Annotated in this window: 23 protein-coding genes; 20 read left to right on the forward strand and 3 right to left on the reverse strand. The window is 55.4% G+C overall.

The features are described from left to right. Window positions 1–166: 166 nt before the first annotated feature. Complete coding sequence (locus tag AB8846_RS09240; protein ID WP_370732557.1) at window positions 167–1,726, forward strand: methyl-accepting chemotaxis protein; 1,560 nt, start codon at window positions 167–169, stop codon at window positions 1,724–1,726. Here the strand turns inward: AB8846_RS09240 and AB8846_RS09245 are convergent. Further along, window positions 1,723–2,217 (reverse strand): PadR family transcriptional regulator, encoded by a 495-nt coding sequence (locus tag AB8846_RS09245; RefSeq protein WP_370732558.1) that lies wholly within the window; start codon window positions 2,215–2,217, stop codon window positions 1,723–1,725. The two genes, AB8846_RS09240 and AB8846_RS09245, sit on opposite strands and share 4 nt — an antisense overlap. Window positions 2,218–2,364: 147 nt before the next feature. Here AB8846_RS09245 and AB8846_RS09250 point away from each other — a divergent pair, with 147 nt between their 5' ends. Further along, the gene (locus AB8846_RS09250; protein ID WP_370732559.1) at window positions 2,365–3,129 is read left to right on the forward strand and encodes a siderophore-interacting protein; all 765 of its coding nucleotides are present in this window, start codon (window positions 2,365–2,367) and stop codon (window positions 3,127–3,129) included. Here the strand turns inward: AB8846_RS09250 and AB8846_RS09255 are convergent, their stop codons facing one another. Next, on the reverse strand, window positions 3,130–4,299 hold the full coding sequence (locus AB8846_RS09255) for a DNA repair protein (protein WP_370732560.1): 1,170 nt from the start codon (window positions 4,297–4,299) through the stop codon (window positions 3,130–3,132). A gap of 432 nt (window positions 4,300–4,731) precedes the next feature. Here AB8846_RS09255 and AB8846_RS09260 point away from each other — a divergent pair, with 432 nt between their 5' ends. After that, on the forward strand, window positions 4,732–5,235 hold the full coding sequence (locus AB8846_RS09260) for a hypothetical protein (protein ID WP_370732561.1): 504 nt from the start codon (window positions 4,732–4,734) through the stop codon (window positions 5,233–5,235). Then, a complete protein-coding gene (locus AB8846_RS09265; protein WP_063144871.1) occupies window positions 5,232–5,579 on the forward strand; it encodes a hypothetical protein in 348 nt (115 codons plus the stop codon). The genes AB8846_RS09260 and AB8846_RS09265 overlap by 4 nt, the downstream gene beginning before the upstream one ends. A 55-nt stretch (window positions 5,580–5,634) precedes the next feature. On the opposite strand, the gene AB8846_RS09270 is transcribed toward AB8846_RS09265, so the two are convergent. After that, window positions 5,635–6,210, reverse strand: coding sequence for a phage repressor protein CI (locus AB8846_RS09270; protein ID WP_063144870.1), 576 nt, complete (start codon window positions 6,208–6,210; stop codon window positions 5,635–5,637). Between the two features lie 229 nt (window positions 6,211–6,439). Here AB8846_RS09270 and AB8846_RS09275 point away from each other — a divergent pair, with 229 nt between their 5' ends. The 16 genes from AB8846_RS09275 (at window position 6,440) to AB8846_RS09350 (ending at window position 16,812) form a co-directional block, all read left to right on the forward strand. Beyond that, entirely contained in the window at window positions 6,440–6,778 is a 339-nt protein-coding gene (locus tag AB8846_RS09275; protein WP_063144869.1) for a DUF5347 domain-containing protein, read from the forward strand. 68 nt (window positions 6,779–6,846) lie between these two features. Continuing rightward, on the forward strand, window positions 6,847–7,074 hold the full coding sequence (locus AB8846_RS09280) for a DUF2732 family protein (RefSeq protein WP_041908021.1): 228 nt from the start codon (window positions 6,847–6,849) through the stop codon (window positions 7,072–7,074). Further along, window positions 7,074–7,295, forward strand: coding sequence for a TraR/DksA family transcriptional regulator (locus AB8846_RS09285; protein ID WP_370732562.1), 222 nt, complete (start codon window positions 7,074–7,076; stop codon window positions 7,293–7,295). Before AB8846_RS09280 ends, AB8846_RS09285 begins: the two co-directional genes overlap by 1 nt. A gap of 1 nt (window position 7,296) precedes the next feature. Continuing rightward, on the forward strand, window positions 7,297–9,486 hold the full coding sequence (locus AB8846_RS09290) for a replication endonuclease (protein WP_370732563.1): 2,190 nt from the start codon (window positions 7,297–7,299) through the stop codon (window positions 9,484–9,486). 109 nt (window positions 9,487–9,595) lie between these two features. Continuing rightward, on the forward strand, window positions 9,596–10,036 hold the full coding sequence (locus tag AB8846_RS09295; RefSeq protein ID WP_063144865.1) for a DinI-like family protein: 441 nt from the start codon (window positions 9,596–9,598) through the stop codon (window positions 10,034–10,036). Window positions 10,037–10,215: 179 nt separating this feature from the next. Beyond that, window positions 10,216–10,419 (forward strand): tail protein X, encoded by a 204-nt coding sequence (locus tag AB8846_RS09300; RefSeq protein ID WP_023309248.1) that lies wholly within the window; start codon window positions 10,216–10,218, stop codon window positions 10,417–10,419. Continuing rightward, complete coding sequence (locus tag AB8846_RS09305) at window positions 10,410–10,631, forward strand: HP1 family phage holin (RefSeq protein ID WP_029741404.1); 222 nt, start codon at window positions 10,410–10,412, stop codon at window positions 10,629–10,631. The genes AB8846_RS09300 and AB8846_RS09305 overlap by 10 nt, the downstream gene beginning before the upstream one ends. Beyond that, a complete protein-coding gene (locus AB8846_RS09310) occupies window positions 10,615–11,124 on the forward strand; it encodes a lysozyme (RefSeq protein ID WP_370732564.1) in 510 nt (169 codons plus the stop codon). The genes AB8846_RS09305 and AB8846_RS09310 overlap by 17 nt, the downstream gene beginning before the upstream one ends. Beyond that, complete coding sequence (lysB, locus tag AB8846_RS09315; protein WP_370732565.1) at window positions 11,121–11,546, forward strand: Rz-like lysis system protein LysB; 426 nt, start codon at window positions 11,121–11,123, stop codon at window positions 11,544–11,546. Before AB8846_RS09310 ends, lysB begins: the two co-directional genes overlap by 4 nt. Beyond that, entirely contained in the window at window positions 11,434–11,679 is a 246-nt protein-coding gene (gene lysC, locus AB8846_RS09320; protein WP_370732566.1) for an Rz1-like lysis system protein LysC, read from the forward strand. The genes lysB and lysC overlap by 113 nt, the downstream gene beginning before the upstream one ends. After that, complete coding sequence (locus AB8846_RS09325; protein WP_370732567.1) at window positions 11,642–12,109, forward strand: phage tail protein; 468 nt, start codon at window positions 11,642–11,644, stop codon at window positions 12,107–12,109. The genes lysC and AB8846_RS09325 overlap by 38 nt, the downstream gene beginning before the upstream one ends. Window positions 12,110–12,221: 112 nt before the next feature. Beyond that, window positions 12,222–12,863 carry a phage baseplate assembly protein V gene (locus AB8846_RS09330; protein ID WP_063144861.1) on the forward strand — a complete coding sequence of 214 codons (642 nt, stop codon included), beginning with the start codon at window positions 12,222–12,224 and terminating at the stop codon, window positions 12,861–12,863. Beyond that, on the forward strand, window positions 12,860–13,210 hold the full coding sequence (locus AB8846_RS09335; RefSeq protein WP_063144860.1) for a GPW/gp25 family protein: 351 nt from the start codon (window positions 12,860–12,862) through the stop codon (window positions 13,208–13,210). The genes AB8846_RS09330 and AB8846_RS09335 overlap by 4 nt, the downstream gene beginning before the upstream one ends. A gap of 5 nt (window positions 13,211–13,215) precedes the next feature. Beyond that, window positions 13,216–14,124, forward strand: coding sequence for a baseplate assembly protein (locus tag AB8846_RS09340; RefSeq protein ID WP_331411206.1), 909 nt, complete (start codon window positions 13,216–13,218; stop codon window positions 14,122–14,124). Next, window positions 14,117–14,647, forward strand: coding sequence for a phage tail protein I (locus AB8846_RS09345; RefSeq protein ID WP_063144858.1), 531 nt, complete (start codon window positions 14,117–14,119; stop codon window positions 14,645–14,647). Before AB8846_RS09340 ends, AB8846_RS09345 begins: the two co-directional genes overlap by 8 nt. 11 nt (window positions 14,648–14,658) lie before the next feature. Then, complete coding sequence (locus AB8846_RS09350) at window positions 14,659–16,812, forward strand: phage tail protein (RefSeq protein ID WP_331411207.1); 2,154 nt, start codon at window positions 14,659–14,661, stop codon at window positions 16,810–16,812.

The following is a 16,812-nucleotide window of genomic DNA, read 5'->3' on the forward strand; positions in this document are numbered from 1 at the left end:
AACACCTCTCCGGTAGTCTGGTAACGATCGATGGAGCAATATTAATAGTCTATACCTATCCATTGTGACGGTTATGAAATAAAAAAACGATCAAACTCATAAAGTTAGCGAAATCGTTACCGATAACAGCGATCGTCTGAGAAATAATCACATCGATGGAGAAAATATGTTCTTACATGACGTAAAGATCGGCACGAAATTATTTCTGGCGTTTGGATTCTTTATTGTCCTGATGGCGATCAGTGCGAGCCTGTCTCTGCTGAGTCTGAACCGGGCCAATAACGGGATGCAATCCATTATTACCAGTGATTATCCGACCACGGTAAAAGCGAACCAGTTAATCGATAACTTCCAGGAATTTATTAGCACTCAGCAGCTGATGCTGCTGGACGAGCAGGGCACCTACACGGGGCAATCTCAGCAGCGCCTGAAAGAGATCAGCGAGCACATCACGGTGATCCTGGGCGAGCTGAACAACGCGCTGCAGGATCAAAAGTCTCAGCAGGTGCTGGCGGATATCCGCAGCGTGCGCCAGCAGTATCTGGACTCGCGCTACCGCATTTTGCAGGCGGTGCAGAATAACAATCGTGCCGGCGCTATTCAGGAGATGATGACCACCACCCTCGCCGTGCAGCAGGCTTATAAAGCGAAGGTGAAGGAGCTGATTACCATTCAAAACAGCGAGATGCAGAGTGCAGGCGCGCAGGTGGAAGGGGATTTCAGGTCTAACCGCCTGCTGCTGATCCTGCTCACGCTCTTTAGCGTCGCGGCAGGCAGCCTGATCGGCTGGTTTATCGTGCGCGCTATCACGCGTCCGCTCGGCGAGGCGGTGCATTTTGCAAATGCCATTTCAGAGGGCGATCTGACGGGCAGCATCACGCCACACGGCAAAGACGAAACGGGTCTGCTGCTGCATGCGCTGATGGAGATGAAGACGCGACTGCTGGACATTGTGCAGCAGGTGCAAACCGGCTCGGAGAATATCTCCAGCGCCGCCGCGCAGATTGTCGCCGGGAACCAGGATCTGGCCGCGCGCACGGAAGAGCAGGCAAGTTCTGTAGAACAGACCGCTGCCTCGATGGAGCAGATCACCGCGACGGTGAAAAATACCGCCTCGCATACCGGGGAAGCAACCAACCTCTCGGCGGATGCCGCCGCGGTGGTCAAAAACAACGGTGAGATGATGAAGCAGGTGACCAGCAAAATGCGCCTGATAAATGAAACATCGAACCGGATGTCCGACATTATCGACCTGATCGACGCCATTGCGTTCCAGACCAACATTCTGGCGCTGAACGCGGCGGTGGAAGCGGCGCGCGCCGGTGAGCATGGTCGCGGCTTCGCGGTGGTGGCCGGCGAGGTGCGCCAGCTTGCCCAGAAGAGCGCGTCGTCTGCCAGCGAAATCCGTGAGCTGATTGAGAGCTCCACCAGCCAGACTCAGGACGGGATGAATCTGGTCGAAAAAGCGAGTGGGCTGATCAACGGGATGGTCGGCAACGTGGAAGAGATGGACGTGATCCTGCGGGAAATTCGCCAGGCCAGCCACGAGCAGACGGAAGGTATCTCGCAGATTAACAGCGCGATTGGCCTGATTGACGCCACCACCCAGCAGAACTCCGCGCTGGTGGAGGAGTCTGTGGCTGCGGCAGCATCGCTTAACGAACAGGCGATGCACCTGAAAGAGCTGGTACGCGTCTTCCGCGTGAGCGAGCACGCTCCGGCTTAATCCAGCTGGGAGATCTCGAGCGCCGCGCGGTCGATTACGCCGATAATCTGCTTGAGCTGCGCGTCGCTGAGCTCTCCCTGATTCACCTTCAGGTCTAACACCGCTTTGAAGTTATCCAGCGCCCGCTTCATCTGCGGGTTTTTGCGCAGCTGAAAACCGACGGAACGCGCTTTGATACGCACCTGGATCTGTTCCAGCTGTTCCCGGTTTTCGTCCAGCCAGCGTTGTCCTTCAGCGGTAATCGCAATCTTCTTACGACCGCTCTCTTCTTCCGTGATGGTGATAAAGGTCTGATCCTGAAGATAATCCAGGGTTGGATAGATCACCCCTGGGCTCGGGGTGTAATTCCCCTGGGTCAGATTCTCGATCTCTTTGATTAGCTCGTAGCCGTGGCTCGCGCTGCGGGTCAGGATATCCAGAATCACCAGCCGCAGATCGCCGTGGCCGAAAAAGCGCGGTCGGCGCCCGCTGCCGTCGTGTTCGTGTCGCATAACAGCTCCTTCAATTTGATATATCTAAACTATATCTAAGATATATTCAGATGCAATCTAAAAGATCTTGCATTTTTACTGACTAGTAATCATTATCATTTGAAAATTGATTTAGATATATCGTATTCACCAGAGAAGGGGCTACAAATGGCATCTACCCGTTACCCACAGCGCGTTCGTAATGACCTGCGTTTTCGCGAGCTGACGGTGCTCCGCGTTGAGCGCGCCAGCGCGGGTTTCCAGCGTATTTTTTTAGGCGGTGAGGCGCTGGAGGGCTTTAGCTCCCGCGGTTTCGACGACCATACCAAAGTCTTTTTCCCAGCCCCTGGGGCTGTGTTTGTGCCGCCAGTGGTCACCGACGAAGGGATCGACTGGGGCGACGGTGTACGCCCGCAGGCGCGCGACTATACGCCGCTTTACGACGAGGCAAATCATGAGCTGGTGCTCGATTTCTTCATTCACGACGGCGGCATTGCCAGCCGCTGGGCGGTCGAGGCGAAAGCGGGGGACAGGCTGACCATCGGCGGCCCGCGCGGTTCGCTGGTGGTGCCGGAGGATTACGCCTGGCAGCTGTACGTGTGCGACGAGTCCGGCATGCCCGCGCTGCGTCGACGCTTAGAAAGCATTGCTAAACTGCCGGTTCGCCCGCAGGTTCATGCGGTAGTGACGGTCGGGGACGACTCTTATAAGGAGTATCTGGCGCACCTGAGCGAATTCAACATTACATGGGTGGTGGGCCACAACGCGCAGACGGTAGCGGACCATCTGGCGGCGCTGACCGTTCCGGGGGAAGACTACTTCATCTGGCTGACCGGGGAAGGGAAGGTGGTGAAGACGCTGAGCCGTCAGTTTGAAGCCGACGCGATTGACCCTCAACTGGTGCGTGCCAGCGCATACTGGCACGCCAAATAATCAGGCGGCGGAATCCAGCTGCGCTTCGTTCACCTGATGTTCGAGCGAGGCGCGGACTTCGTGCAGCGCTTTCTCCTGCTGAGCGAAGTACGCTTCCATATTGTTCAGCGACGAGACCAGCAGCCAGGATTCCTCTTTCTCCAGTTCCGCCAGCTCGTTCACTAAGATGTCGATCTGCTCGCGGACCTGCGCCATTTTCTTGCGGATACGTTCCAGATCGTTCAGCCTGTCGCTTGCCATCAGCGGCTCGAAGCCCTGCTGCAGGCGAGCCACCAGTGAGCGAATGGTTTTAACGTCACCACGCTGCTTCGCCTGATTGAGCTGCACCATCATCGCGTTGGCTTCCTCTTTCAGGTCGTCCGCCACGAGGTCCGGATGGCAGAGCTTGCTTGCCTGCCGCCAGAGACGCTTGAGCTCGTTCCGATCCTCTTCCGAAAGATCCTTGCCCTTGCGCAGCCGCACTTCGGCATCGTGATGCTGCTCGCGATACTTCTCGTACTCTTCGTTAGCCTCGTCGCGGGCCTGACGCGCAGGCTCCTCTTCGCGCGTTAAGCCGCTCTCCAGCTCCAGCGCTTCGGCCAGCAGGTTGGCAATCAGATTGCTTTGCTGCTCCAGATGCTTGCGCGCCTCGGCGGCCTGTATGGAATCGGCAGGGAGATCGCGCCAGCGCTGGGTGAGCGTCGCCAGCACCTCTACCGCCTGCGCCATATAGCGCTGGCAGCGACGGTAATCTTCCTCGCGACGACGCGCTTCCGCCTGCTGACGACGCAGGTTTAGCTCTGCCAGCGTTTTACGCAGGGCGAGGATCTGCTGCATCAGCGGGCCCAGACGGGAGAAATAGAGATCGTTGAATTCATCAAGCTGCTGTACCCGGGCGTTGCGGCGGTCAATCAGATCGCGCAGACGCTCTTCCAGCGCCTTCAGCTCCAGCTTGCTGGCAGCCACCTGCGGATCGCGCCATTGGGTCACGGCGCGCTGGCCCTGCAGCCAGGCGGTAATTGCCGCCATCGCAGAGGTGTAGTTCTTCTGCTCAAGCGCCACGACGATTGCCTGTAGCTCTTCGTCAAACGCTTCATTTTTCAGGCGTGTCAGCTGGCTCTCGATGATGTCGTCATCTTCCAGCTCAATGGCATTTTTAATGATTTCTAGCCGTTTGATCGGTGTGCTCATGATGCCTTTCGCTTTGGCGCTTAAGTATTTGAGTTAAGGTTAGTTGTTGTAATAGCTACAGGAAATAATACACACGGATGATGATCGGCGCGATGGGGGATTTCTTTAGTTTTTAGGGTTGGTGAGCAAAGAGACTGGATGGTTTGGGTTCCCGACTCCCGCTCTGCCAATGCCGCCACGCTTCGCCATGGGGTTCGCAGCGCTTTCTGTGCCTGAGGAGCATCATATAACAATGGCCATTTCATTGTACAAATCGTATTAGTGAATTCCTCAAAATCCAACCTCACGCTCATTTTTATTACACTAAAGCTAAATTTATTTTTTTTAGTTGACCTTTATATCTATGAGTGATTTTTTAATAACGTTCAGGGATGTTAATGCCTCGGTATTGTCTCCCGGGAAATAGGCAATGGTATATATAAAGGTAACGTTATGCGATTTTTTAAATATATAATTATTCCAGCAATAGTGAGTCTTTCTGGCTGTAGCACTTTCTTTCCTGAGCCGAAAATGTACACTCCTCCTCCGAGTAGCGAGGATGTGGCTAAGCTTCGCCTTATTGGCCCGCCGATGAGTTATGGCATCTATCAGTATGATAAAGCGGGTAAAGAAACTGGTGGGTGGGTACTTAAGCACAATCGCTATCTGAACCCGTTCCTTGGGTCGACGAAAGATATTGGTCTCCCTAAAGTTACGGGCAAGAAATATGATAAAGACTATTTTGAAACGCTGATTGTGCCAGAAGAAAAAACGACTATTCAGCACGCTTTATACCAGGGATGTAATGTATCGCTCACCTTCAAACCAGAAAAGAAAAAGATTTACGAAGGGCATATTAGCTATAGCGATAAAACGGGATATTGCGTACTTTATATGAAAGAAGTCGCGCTTGATACCGTCAATGGTATTTATATTGAAAAGGATTTTGTACAGTGAGAGCCATTAATGTTTTAGGCGTGGCGTTAGCCTGTCTCCTGAGCACCTCTTGTGCATCTAACTACGATGGTACTAAGGCGACAAGCCTGGCTCAGTATTCTGAAAAAGAGATAAGGCAGAAGCTGATCCCTGAGGTCACGACCCGCAAAGATGTACTGATTGCTTTTGGCGTGCCTGCAAATACGGCTGACTACAATAATTCGCGCCACTGGGAATATACGTCGCAGATCCTCGATCGTCGTATCTATCTCATCATTCCCCTTAATCTGGATCGCAAGCAGCAACTGTCCGTTGATTTTTCTGACAAAGGAATTCTGACCACTTACAACTACATCGAAAAATAGCGTTTAAAATCAATCAAAAGGCTGGCGAATATCGTCAGCCTTGAATCTGGCAGCCTCAGCTCACCTCGCTGTAAATCCCCACCACGCGACCCACCGTTTTTATCTCATCGATACCGCATTCAAACGGAACCTTGCCGCCCGCCACGTGGAGTTTTTTACCCGGCAACAGCGTTAGGTCGCGGATGCTGGCGGTGCCTTCAATCTCAACCAGCCACAGGCCGTCGGTTAACGATGCGTCTTTTTCAATAAAGTGTAGCTTCCCCTCTGCCCGGACGGCGATGCCGCGTGCCAGCGGTTTGCTAAAGACAGCAGAGTCGATACTCAAAATGGTATTTTCTTCCAGTCTTCCATCACTAAGAGTGAACGCGGAAACTGAAACGGGATCGCCCGGCGCGGGGTGGCCTTCAAACTGCGCGCCTTGCCCGGTCATTAGCCAGCGAAGGCTCGCGCCGGTGTCCAGCGCACACTGAACCGCAAAGTCGTAAGAGATAGTACCGCGCGCGTAGCGGTTCTGAAGCGAGCTGGCGGCGATATTAAAGTGCCGGGCCAGTTGGATTTTCTGCGTAAAACCATATACCTGACAGATTCTATCGAGTAACTCTTCATTATTCACTTGAGAATCTAAAATCAAAATATATTCCTTAGGGTGTTTACTAATACTCATTTGAGTATTAGTATCATTGCAAATTCGGGCAATCAGCGGCAGACGTTGGCAAACAGAGGCTAATGATTGCAGACATTATCAAAATGGGAATCATGCAGCATGGCTTCTGAAATCGCAATCCTCAAACGGTGGAAAAAAGCCGTGCTGTGCCCGTTTTCAGCACATTAGCGTGCGGTGAATTTATGCGAGGGGAGATATGGCGATAGAAGCTGCCCGTGCAAGGGTTCCACTTAGCGTGGGAGCGCGTCTTAACGGGCTTAACCACGTCGCTGAACTGCGCGCCCGATACGGGAGCGATAGCGGAAAAGAGCTGGCGCGGTTTATGGCCGAGCTGCGCGATAGGCGCGATCCCTGTTTTGAGGAGAACAGCAGGGCGCTGGCCGCCATCTTTTTCCTGGCGAGATTGCCCGTTGCCCGTCATGAGTGCGATATCAGCGAGCTGACGACTGAAGAGAAAAGGGCGTTGATTAACGCCATGAACCATTTTCGTGCTGTTGTGAGTTTATTTCCTGAACGGCTGACCATGCCGATATAACCCAACCAAAAACCTAATGGCGTAAACCCGCCGGGCACTCTATTGCCTGAAATTAAGGAGAACGCGTGATGCGAAACAGTGAAAACCGCCCTTATCCGATCGGAAGTGAAGAACTGAAGCGCCTGCTGATGGAGGCAAAAACGGAGGAACGATGCGCGCGGGCCCTCGCGGTCTCCCTGCGCCTGGAGGCGCTGGCGAGCCATATCTACAAAACCGGCATGAGCGGAGAGGACGTTGCCGAACTGCTGTGCCACGAGGCGGCCCGCTACGAGCGTGAATCACAGGAGCTGCACTGATGGCCGATTTTATCGATCTTGCGCAGGCGCGCGAGCAGGAGGACAGAGAGCGGTACATTAATTGCGCCCGCAGACGGCCCGCATCGCCTTCGCGTTTCCTCTGCGAGGACTGCGAGACCCCGATACCTGAGGCGCGCCGCATGGCGGTGCCCGGCGTGGCCCTGTGCGTCACCTGCCAGGAGATCGCGGAGATGAAAAATAAACACGTCCGTGGAGGATAAGTTGGCTACGTCATTTGCTTATCCGTGGAATGCCCCACGGTCGGCCATTGCCAGCCCTTATCTCACCCATGCCCAACAGCAGAGCCGCGATCGCCTTTTCGCGGCGCTGCAGCAGGCAAGAATGGCTCTCTCACAGCAGCCCGACTGCGTACGCTTCGAGGTCTGGCGCACGGTTGATGCCCTCGAACAGCATCGGGGCAGCCCGCAGGCTAACGCCTTTTTGATCCGCTTCTGCAAAAGAATGTTACCCCGCCTGCGGCGGGTCTCTGAACGCTATGCCTGTACAGGCCTGCACGACGAGGTCTCCAGGGCCGTGTTTGACGGCCATTTCGACACTCAGCTTCTGCAATACCTCGCCTCGCGGATGGTCGAAATGGTTGCCCGCTATAACCGCCTTCCGGATATGTCCCGCGCGGACGTCGACCTGCTGGCCGCAGATATCGCCAGCCTTATTCGCGGCGAGCTGGCGAATATTAAGGATGCTGAGATGGGTGAATACCAGACGCTGTACGTCTGGTATCAGCGCGCCGCACTGATCGCCCGGCAGTTCAACGTGTCGCCTCCGCACTGGGAGCGGGTGTCGAAGACGTTTTTCGACAAAGATGACGTTGCTGCGGCAGTGATCCGCATGTTTTCCGAGGCGTGGTGGCGCGGGCGTCTGCGTCGGGTCGCGGCTGCCTGGCGCGAGCATTTGCAGATTGCCCTCGGCAACGTCAGCAAACGGAGAACGGCGTATGCGAGCAAACGCTGCGTGACCGAGTGGCGCGAGCAGAAGCGCCGCACCCGCGAATTTCTCAAGGGCATGGAGCTGGAAGATGAAGAGGGCAACCGCATCAGCTTAATTGAAAAAATCGATAGTTCGGTGGCTAATCCGGCGATACGGCGCTGTGAACTGATGACCCGCATCCGCGGGTTCGAAAATATCTGTGAGGCGCTGGGCTATGTAGGCGAGTTCTATACCTTAACCGCGCCCGCGCAGTATCACGCGACGCTGAAATCAGGTTACCCCAACGCGAAGTGGACCGGGGCCAGCCCGGCGGATACGCAAGGCTACCTGACCCGGCTGTGGGCGCGTATTCGGGCAAAACTTCACCGTGAGGGGATCCGTATTTTCGGTATCCGCGTTGCGGAACCCCATCACGACGGTACGCCCCACTGGCACATGCTGATGTTTATGCTGCCGGAAGATGTTGAACGCGTTCGCCAGATTATCGGGGACTACGCCCGGCAGGAGGATGCCGTTGAGCTGCAGAGCGAAAGCGCCAGACAGGCGCGCTTTCACGCGGACGCGATCGATCCGCAGAAAGGCAGCGCTACCGGCTATATTGCCAAATACATCTCAAAGAATATCGACGGCTATGCGCTCGATGGCGAGACCGATAGCGAAAGCGGCGGGCTGCTGAAAGAGACGGCGTCCGCCGTGTCGGCCTGGGCAGGGCGCTGGCACATTCGCCAGTTTCAGTTTATCGGCGGCGCGCCGGTAACGGTCTACCGCGAGCTGCGGCGTCTGGCGGATCCCGAGGCCGCGCGCGGTCTGAGCGTTGAGTTTGCCGCCGTCCATGAGGCTGCCGACGCCGGGGACTGGGCGGGTTACGTCACTGCGCAGGGTGGGCCGTTTGTGCGTCGCGATGATTTACAGGTGCGCACGCTGTATGAGGCGCGCGCCGGGTTTAACCAGTACGGTGAGGAAACGGTCCGCATCCGCGGCGTGTACGATCCCGCCGTTGGCGCGGATAGCCCGATTTTAACCCGACTCACGCAGTGGAAAATTGTGCCGAAGCGGGCCGCGGATCATAAGGACGCGCCTGTATCCTCTCGGAGTTCTGTCAATAACTGTACGCAGACCGATCTTTCTCAACCCCTCAGCCGACGTGCGAGGCGGGCGTTAACCAAACGCATCAAATTCATCCGCCCTGGCGCGTCGTCGCCCATCGTCTTCGCGAGCGATCCGCAGAACGGGGTACCGGAGAAGGTGATCGATGAGATACGGCTCGCCACCGGGATAACCATCAGTCGGGGAGAAGCCCTGCATCTAATGGCGGGAGGCATCAGCCGCTTTAACGATAAATGGTGCAGAGGCGCAGCCGACGGATCGCTATTTCCGGCACCGTGCTCTTACCAGCAAAAGGCGCGGAAAATCCTTGAACGTATTGGGTATTTAACGGATCTCTTCGCTCAGAGAGGCCGCTAATCTCCATCCATATCATGTACATACCGTGAAGGGTTCTGATTTTTCGCTTCACTCTTTTTATGAATACGTGCTACTGTATGTTTATACAGTATCTCGTGGTGGAGGTTGTGTGGACAGAGAGTTGAACGAGCAGGTCATGATTGAACGAGTCGAGCTGATTGCGCGACTGACGACAGAAGGAACGTGTCAGGAAAGAGATCGTGAGATTGCCCTGAATTTGATTGCTGAGATTGCGCGGGGAAATTTAATCAAGAACAACGCATTTACCGTTGTTTTCTCAGCGTCGCCTGTTCCGGAACGAATCAAAAAAGAGGGCAACGTTCGGGTGAACATTACTCTCGATAAAGACCAGCAGATTGGCCATGCCGTCGTTGAAGCCTTTCAGTGCGAACTGACCCGCAGAATACGATCCCTGTTTCCGTCATCGCGGGTGAACGTGAAAATAGGATCGGTGACGGGGGTCGAGCTCCAGGGGCTTGAAAAAGAGGCCGATCGCGAAATGCTGGACGCTATTCTCCGGGAAGTCTGGGAAGACGAGAGCTGGCGCTAGCCCCGGCGTCATCACCCGTACCAACCCCCTCATTCCTATTTTGCGCTTCCGTTGTACCATGCTTCGCTGCTCGCGGACGGTCTGTTGTGCCCGCGATTGTCCATCCGCCAGCGATAGCGAAAAGCCTGCTGGCCCGGGAAACTCTACGGTACCTGGTAACCGGATGTTGGGAGCGTCTGATGAAAATCTATGCAATGCAGGGGGACACGCTTGATGCCGTTTGCGCCCGCTTTTATGGGCGCACGGCTGGCGTCGTTGAAGCCGTTCTGAAGGCCAATCCTGGCCTCGCGGAGTTAGGCGTTATCTTGCCTCACGGCACGCCGGTAGAGATGCCGGAGGTGAATAGCGCCCCCACAAAAGAATCCGTAAACCTATGGGACTGAGCCTGGAGAAAATCACCACGTTTATCGCCTACTGGCTGGCCGTGGCGCTGGCCTGGTTCGGGGCGATGTCTCCTGAGAAAGTCGCGCTGTACGTGGGGAGTCTTTGCGCCATTTTTACCGCGCTGACGAATTACTGGTTTAAGCGCAAAACCTGGCGCTATCTCCAGTCTCTGGGCCTCGATAAGAAGAGCATTCGTGAACTCAATCATTAAGCGTTGCAGCGTCGTCGGCGTGCTGGCCCTGGCGGTGCTGATGCCTGACTTTCGATTACTGAAAACGTCCCCGGAGGGGCTGGCGTTGATTGCCGATCTCGAAGGATGTCGCCTTTCGCCCTACCGGTGTAGCGCCGGCGTATGGACGTCCGGCATTGGCCACACGGCAAACGTTGTGCCGACGCGGGACATTACCGAGCGTGAGGCTGCGGTAAACCTGGTTGCTGATGTGCTCAACGTTGAGCGGCGTCTGGCGGCGTGTGCGCCGGTAGAGATGCCGCCCCGGGTCTACGACGCGCTGGTGAGTTTTACGTTTAATGTCGGCGCAGGTGCCGCCTGCCGTTCGACGCTGGTGTCGTTTATCAAGCATAAACAGTGGGCGCAGGCATGCGGGCAGCTTACCCGCTGGGTGTACGTCAACGGCGTCAAAAATGCCGGGCTGGAAAATCGTCGCGTTCGCGAGAAGGCCTGGTGCATGAAGGGGCTGCCATGAGAACCCTCATGCTGGCGCTGGCCGGGCTGCTGGCCATCACGCTGTGGCTTCGACATGACAACCTGACCCTGTCCCGTTCCTTAGCCACGGCCAACCGGGTCGCCAGCGAGCAAAAAACGGCCCTCGCCACGCTTAACCAGCAGCTGTCCCTGTCGCAACGAATGGCCAGAGCAAATGAAAACGCCCAGGTCAGGCTCCGTGAGGAGCTTGTTACTGCGGGCGAGGAGAGGGCAAGACGGGAAGCGACTATCGGGAGATTACTCAATGAAAATGAAGCGTTACGCCGCTGGTATACCGCTCAGCTGCCTGATGCTGTCCGCAGGCTGCACACCCGCACCGCCTGCGCCTCCGCAGCCCATTGTTTACAACGCCTGCCCGAAGGTGAGCCGCTGCCCGATGCCGGGAAGCGAACCCGCCACTAACGGCGATCTCAGCGCGGATATTCGCAGGCTGGAATACGCCCTCATCGCCTGCGCGCTGCAGGTTGAAACCATCAAAGAATGTCAGGATAAACTCGATGCACAAACTCAAGAGCCTGCGTCAGGCATTAATTGACGCGATCCCCCAACTCAATGCCAACCCGGAGCGCCTGCAGATGTCGGTCGGAAGCGGCAATATTGACGCCCGACTGGCCTCCTCGCTCTCCTTTGAAAAGCGGTATGCGCTAAACGCGAAGGTCAGCGGCTTCACCGGCGACAGCGACGGTTTTTTCGTCCCGGTACTGGCCTGGCTTCGGGAAAACCAGCCGGATATTTTTACCCTCGATGAAGGACGCAAAAACGGTTACACCTTCGCGATCGTCTTAAACGATGACGATACGATGGACATCACCATCAGCGTGCAATTAACCGAGCGTATTCTTGTTTCCCAGGATCAGGGCGCTCTGCACGCGACGTATTCCCCCGAGCCGCCGCTGCCGGAGCCCGTCACGCGGCCGAAGGCGCTGTACATCAACGGCGAGCTGGTCAGCCAGTGGGAGGAGTAAGTTCCCCGCGCTGAAGGCCGCCTGCCGCCTGCTGTCTGGACCGCTTGTTGTATCATCCCGCAGAAAACCCCGTCTCGTTGCTGCCGTTCCGCGTGAACGGCATTCTCTTCTCATGAATACATTAACTTCCATGAACGGTATCGCTCGCGCGATCCGCAATCTGATTCGTATCGGTATTGTGACCGACGTTGACCTCAACAGAGGGCTTTGTCGTGTCCAGACCGGCGGGATGAAAACCACCTGGCTGAACTGGCTAACCTGTCGTGCGGGACGTTCGCGCGTGTGGTGGGCCCCTTCCGAGGGAGAGCAGGTGCTGCTGCTGGCCATCGGTGGGGAGCTTGATACCGCCTTTGTGCTGCCCGGCATTTTCTCTGACGACCATCCGGCGCCGTCCGGGTCACCTGACGCGTTCCACGTCTCGTTCCCTGACGGCGCGGTGATCGAGTACGAACCCGGGCGCGGGGCGCTGACGGTTGCAGGGATTAAAACGGCCGATATTACCGCCTCTGAATCGCTGACCGCCACCGTGCCGGAGGTGCGGGTGACGTCAACGTCCCGCATCACGCTGGATACGCCTGAAGTGGTGTGTACCAACAGGTTAATTACCGCCTCTCTTGAAGTGCAGAAGGGCGGCGTGATGGCCGGAAATATCGAGCATTCCGGCGGTAAATTCACCTCCAACGGGGTGCAGGTGGATAACCACGCGCACGGCAGTGTGCAAAGCGGCGGAAGCTGGACTAAGGGGACACAATGACGGTGCGTTACAGGGGGATGAACAGGCAGACCGGGCTTAGCATTTCAGAGGCTGAACACATCCGGCAAAGCGTGCGCGACATTCTGGTCACGCCGATCGGCTCGCGGGTCATGCGGCGGGATTACGGCTCGCTGCTGGCGGCGATGATCGACAGGCCGCAGAGTCCGGCGCTGCGTCTGCAAATCATGGCCGCATGTTATTCCGCCATCCAGCAATGGGAGCCGCGGATAAGCCTGACGGCCATCACTTTCGAGCGTTCGGAGAACGACGGGACGTTGTATGTCGATATCACCGGCACGCGCCCGACCTCCGGACAATCCTTTTCTATCACCATTTCACTGAGTTAAACGCTATGGCTATTGTTGATCTGAGCCAGCTCGCCGCGCCTGATGTCGTGGAGGAGGTGGATTATGAAACGCTGTTGGCAGAACGAAAGGCCACCTTTGTCTCCCTCTACCCGGAAGAGGAGCGAGAGGCGATTGCACGCACGCTGACCCTGGAATCCGAGCCGATTGTGAAGCTGCTGCAGGAGAACGCCTACCGGGAAGTTATCTGGCGCCAGCGGGTTAATGAGGCTGCGCGTGCGGTTATGTTGGCCTATGCCGCGGGCCGCGATCTGGACCAGATTGGGGCAAACGCTAACCTTCAGCGTCTGGTCATTATCCCTGCCGATGACACCACGTTCCCGCCCACTCCTGCTGTGATGGAGTCCGATACCGATTTTCGTCTGCGGATCCAGCAGGCGCCGGAAGGGCTGAGCGTAGCCGGTTCGACGGGTGCGTATCAGTTCCATGGTCGGAGTGCAGATGGCCGGGTCGCGGACATTTCCGTAATTAGCCCACAGCCGGCAAACGTCACGGTCTCCGTGCTTTCCCGGGAGAATAACGGCGTGGCGTCTGAGGAACTGCTCACCGTTGTTCGCAATGCGCTGAACGATGAGGACGTCAGGCCTGTCGCCGACCGCGTCACCGTCCAGTCGGCCAAAATAGTTGACTACAGCATTGAAGCATCGCTTTTCCTTTTTCCCGGTCCCGAAAGTGAGCCGGTACTCAACGCGGCAAGAGCCCGGTTACAGGCCTATATCACGGCCCAGCATCGGCTGGGACGCGATATCCGCAAGTCCGCCATTTACGCTGCACTTCACGTTGAAGGGGTGCAGCGGGTGGAGCTGACCGTACCCGCGGCTGACATCGTGCTTGATGAAACTCAGGCCTCATGGTGCAGCCACTACAGCGTAACCGTGGGGGGAAACGATGAGTAATACGCGTCTTCTACCGGTTGGCTCGTCGCCGCTTGAGGTGGCGGCGGCACGCGCCTGCGCGGACATCGAAAACACGCCCGTTCCGCTGCGCCATCTCTGGAGTGCGGACACCTGCCCGGCGAATCTGCTGCCCTGGCTGGCATGGGCGTTTTCGGTTGACCGCTGGGATGAGAACTGGCCGGAGGCCACCAAGCGGGATGTCATCCGCGCGGCGTGGTTTATTCATGCCCACAAGGGAACGATTGGCGCCGTGCGCCGCGTGGTGGAGCCGCTTGGCTATCTGATTAACGTCACCGAGTGGTGGCAAACCAACGATCCGCCCGGCACCTTCCGCCTTGATATCGGCGTGTTGGACACGGGAATCACCGAGGAAATGTATTACGAAATGGAGAGGCTTATTGCCGATGCAAAGCCTGCCAGCCGCCACCTTATTGGCCTGAATATCATCCAGGACATTCCGGGTTATCTCTATACCGGGGCCCTGAGCTATGACGGCGACATCATCACGGTTTATCCCGGATAAGTGAGAACACAATGACAGTGAAATATAAAACGGTAATCACCAAAGCCGGTGCCGAAAAACTGGCTGCAGCGACCGTCCCGAACGGCAAGAAAGTCAATTTTACGGCGATGGCCGTGGGTGACGGTGGAGGTTCGTTGCCGGTGCCTGATGCCGGGCAGACGAAGCTGGTTAATGAAGTCTGGCGCCACGCGCTGAATAAAATCAGCCAGGACAATAAAAAACGTAACTATGTGATTGCCGAACTTCTCATTCCTCCAGAAAGCGGTGGTTTTTGGATGCGGGAGATGGGGCTCTATGATGACACGGGGACACTGATTGCCGTCGGCAACATGGCGGAAAGCTATAAGCCGTTGTTGGAGGAAGGGTCCGGCCGTGCGCAGACCGTGAGGATGGTGATCATGGTCAGTGATATTGCCTCTGTCGAGCTCTCTATAGATACGTCTACGGTAATGGCGACCCAGGAGTACGTAGATGAGAAGTTCGAAGATCATGAACAGTCTCGCCGCCATCCTGATGCAACGCTAACGGCTAAAGGGTTTACCCAGCTTAGTAGTGCGACTGACAGCTCCTCAGAAGTGCTGGCTGCGACGCCGAAAGCGGTTAAGGCTGCCTACGACCTCGCCAGCGGGAAGTATACGGCTCAGGATGCGACCACAGGACAGAAAGGGATTGTTCAGCTCAGTACCGCCATTGACAGCACGTCTGAGGCGTTTGCGGCCACTCCAAAGGCCGTGAAGACCGTCAGCGATAATGTCGCAATGCTGAAAAACAGTCTCGGCGATGCTGCTTTCAGGAATGTGGCGGGCAAATTCACGGCTGAACTAATTCCTGTTGGATATAAAGGAATTTTCACATCAGAAACGTATCATGGTCCAATTGATTTTGCTACGTATGAATTCGTTGTAGGTGAATCATTATTTATTGATGCACGCTATTCATTCAGTAATCCGCCGTTTCTGAATCAGGATTTTTATTTCATTACTGTTATCAACGCTACTGGTCCTGCACAGGGTGGAAGGGTAAGCAGACCATTAATTCAGTTTGTAAGCTATTCGAACCCAACTGCGATTTATGCTATCCGTGAGGATGATGGGGCTACTATTAGCTGGCGGTATTTTCAGAATCTAAAATTTGATGAGGGTACCCATAATATTACTATTCCAGGTGATATTAGAGCGCTTAATGGAGGCGTTCAGTTAAGCCAAAACACAATTTCCATCCGAGGTGCAGGTAATAAACACCTATGGTTTTATGACCCAAATGGAAAAGAAATGGGGCTGGTGTATGCCTCAGACGATAAAGTGCTGCACCTGCGGGCGGGGGAAGGTCCTGCGATTAATATTACTTCAAATGGTACTCTGGAAGTGCCCGGACCGGTAGGCAGTGAAGGTTTCTATAAGGTAGAACCATCCGGGTCTTACGGCTGGTATGGGGCTGGGGGCTTTGTTAACCAGTATTCAAACACAGCACCTTTTATTATTCCGTTACGATATGCCACGCCAAAGGGGCAGTCTATATACCTCCCCATAATTAAAGGGCTGTCACAAACAGATTATCATGGCTACGGCTCAGCTGTAAGTTTCGGGATTTTACGCTCAGGATTAGGCGACTTTGGTTCCGCAGTAATTCAGGTTATTGGAGATAACGGTAGCGGTGCCATATTGGCATTTAATGCAAATGGTAGATTAGACGTGCCATCGCAAGTTTATAGTGGGGGTCGAGTCGATGCTGCTGGAGATATTACTTCTGCCGCAAATATATATGCATCAGGTCAGCTTAATTCTGGTGGGAATATAGTTGCTGGTCAGGGGGTTTTTGAATCCGGTGGACAGGTGAGAGTTTACTCATCAAATAACCCGCCCCCAAATCAGTCGGGGTCAACAAATACCGGGAATTATTCCGCCTATTACCGTCACGGTAATGGACAGATTTTCATGCAGTGTATTGGTGGTGTGTATTCCAGTTCACGAACAAACCCGGACGTCACCGTATATTTACCAGCATCATTCCCGAACGGGATTCTTGCGATTTCAGGTTCATACAGCGGAAATGGTGGTAATGATTCGGATTCATGGTGGTCAGCTTCTGCTGTAAGCGCAAACGCTTTCAACTTGCACACACGCAATACGGATGGCACATTCTCTTTTGTGGTAACAGGATACTAG

Source organism: Enterobacter sp. KB-221C9 (assembly GCF_041320715.1).
Classification (GTDB): Bacteria; Pseudomonadota; Gammaproteobacteria; order Enterobacterales; family Enterobacteriaceae; genus Enterobacter; species Enterobacter asburiae_D.

Coding starts and splice junctions, on each gene's coding strand:
- AB8846_RS09255 (WP_370732560.1), bottom strand. CDS start 4,299: ATGAGCACACCGATCAAACGGCTAGAAATCATTAAAAATGCCATTGAG.
- AB8846_RS09280 (WP_041908021.1), top strand. CDS start 6,847: ATGCGAAACAGTGAAAACCGCCCTTATCCGATCGGAAGTGAAGAACTG.
- AB8846_RS09260 (WP_370732561.1), top strand. CDS start 4,732: ATGCGATTTTTTAAATATATAATTATTCCAGCAATAGTGAGTCTTTCT.
- AB8846_RS09300 (WP_023309248.1), top strand. CDS start 10,216: ATGAAAATCTATGCAATGCAGGGGGACACGCTTGATGCCGTTTGCGCC.
- AB8846_RS09240 (WP_370732557.1), top strand. CDS start 167: ATGTTCTTACATGACGTAAAGATCGGCACGAAATTATTTCTGGCGTTT.
- AB8846_RS09285 (WP_370732562.1), top strand. CDS start 7,074: ATGGCCGATTTTATCGATCTTGCGCAGGCGCGCGAGCAGGAGGACAGA.
- lysC (WP_370732566.1), top strand. CDS start 11,434: ATGCTGTCCGCAGGCTGCACACCCGCACCGCCTGCGCCTCCGCAGCCC.
- AB8846_RS09350 (WP_331411207.1), top strand. CDS start 14,659: ATGACAGTGAAATATAAAACGGTAATCACCAAAGCCGGTGCCGAAAAA.
- AB8846_RS09305 (WP_029741404.1), top strand. CDS start 10,410: ATGGGACTGAGCCTGGAGAAAATCACCACGTTTATCGCCTACTGGCTG.
- AB8846_RS09330 (WP_063144861.1), top strand. CDS start 12,222: ATGAATACATTAACTTCCATGAACGGTATCGCTCGCGCGATCCGCAAT.
- AB8846_RS09345 (WP_063144858.1), top strand. CDS start 14,117: ATGAGTAATACGCGTCTTCTACCGGTTGGCTCGTCGCCGCTTGAGGTG.
- AB8846_RS09275 (WP_063144869.1), top strand. CDS start 6,440: ATGGCGATAGAAGCTGCCCGTGCAAGGGTTCCACTTAGCGTGGGAGCG.
- AB8846_RS09335 (WP_063144860.1), top strand. CDS start 12,860: ATGACGGTGCGTTACAGGGGGATGAACAGGCAGACCGGGCTTAGCATT.
- AB8846_RS09340 (WP_331411206.1), top strand. CDS start 13,216: ATGGCTATTGTTGATCTGAGCCAGCTCGCCGCGCCTGATGTCGTGGAG.
- AB8846_RS09245 (WP_370732558.1), bottom strand. CDS start 2,217: ATGCGACACGAACACGACGGCAGCGGGCGCCGACCGCGCTTTTTCGGC.
- AB8846_RS09325 (WP_370732567.1), top strand. CDS start 11,642: ATGCACAAACTCAAGAGCCTGCGTCAGGCATTAATTGACGCGATCCCC.
- lysB (WP_370732565.1), top strand. CDS start 11,121: ATGAGAACCCTCATGCTGGCGCTGGCCGGGCTGCTGGCCATCACGCTG.
- AB8846_RS09250 (WP_370732559.1), top strand. CDS start 2,365: ATGGCATCTACCCGTTACCCACAGCGCGTTCGTAATGACCTGCGTTTT.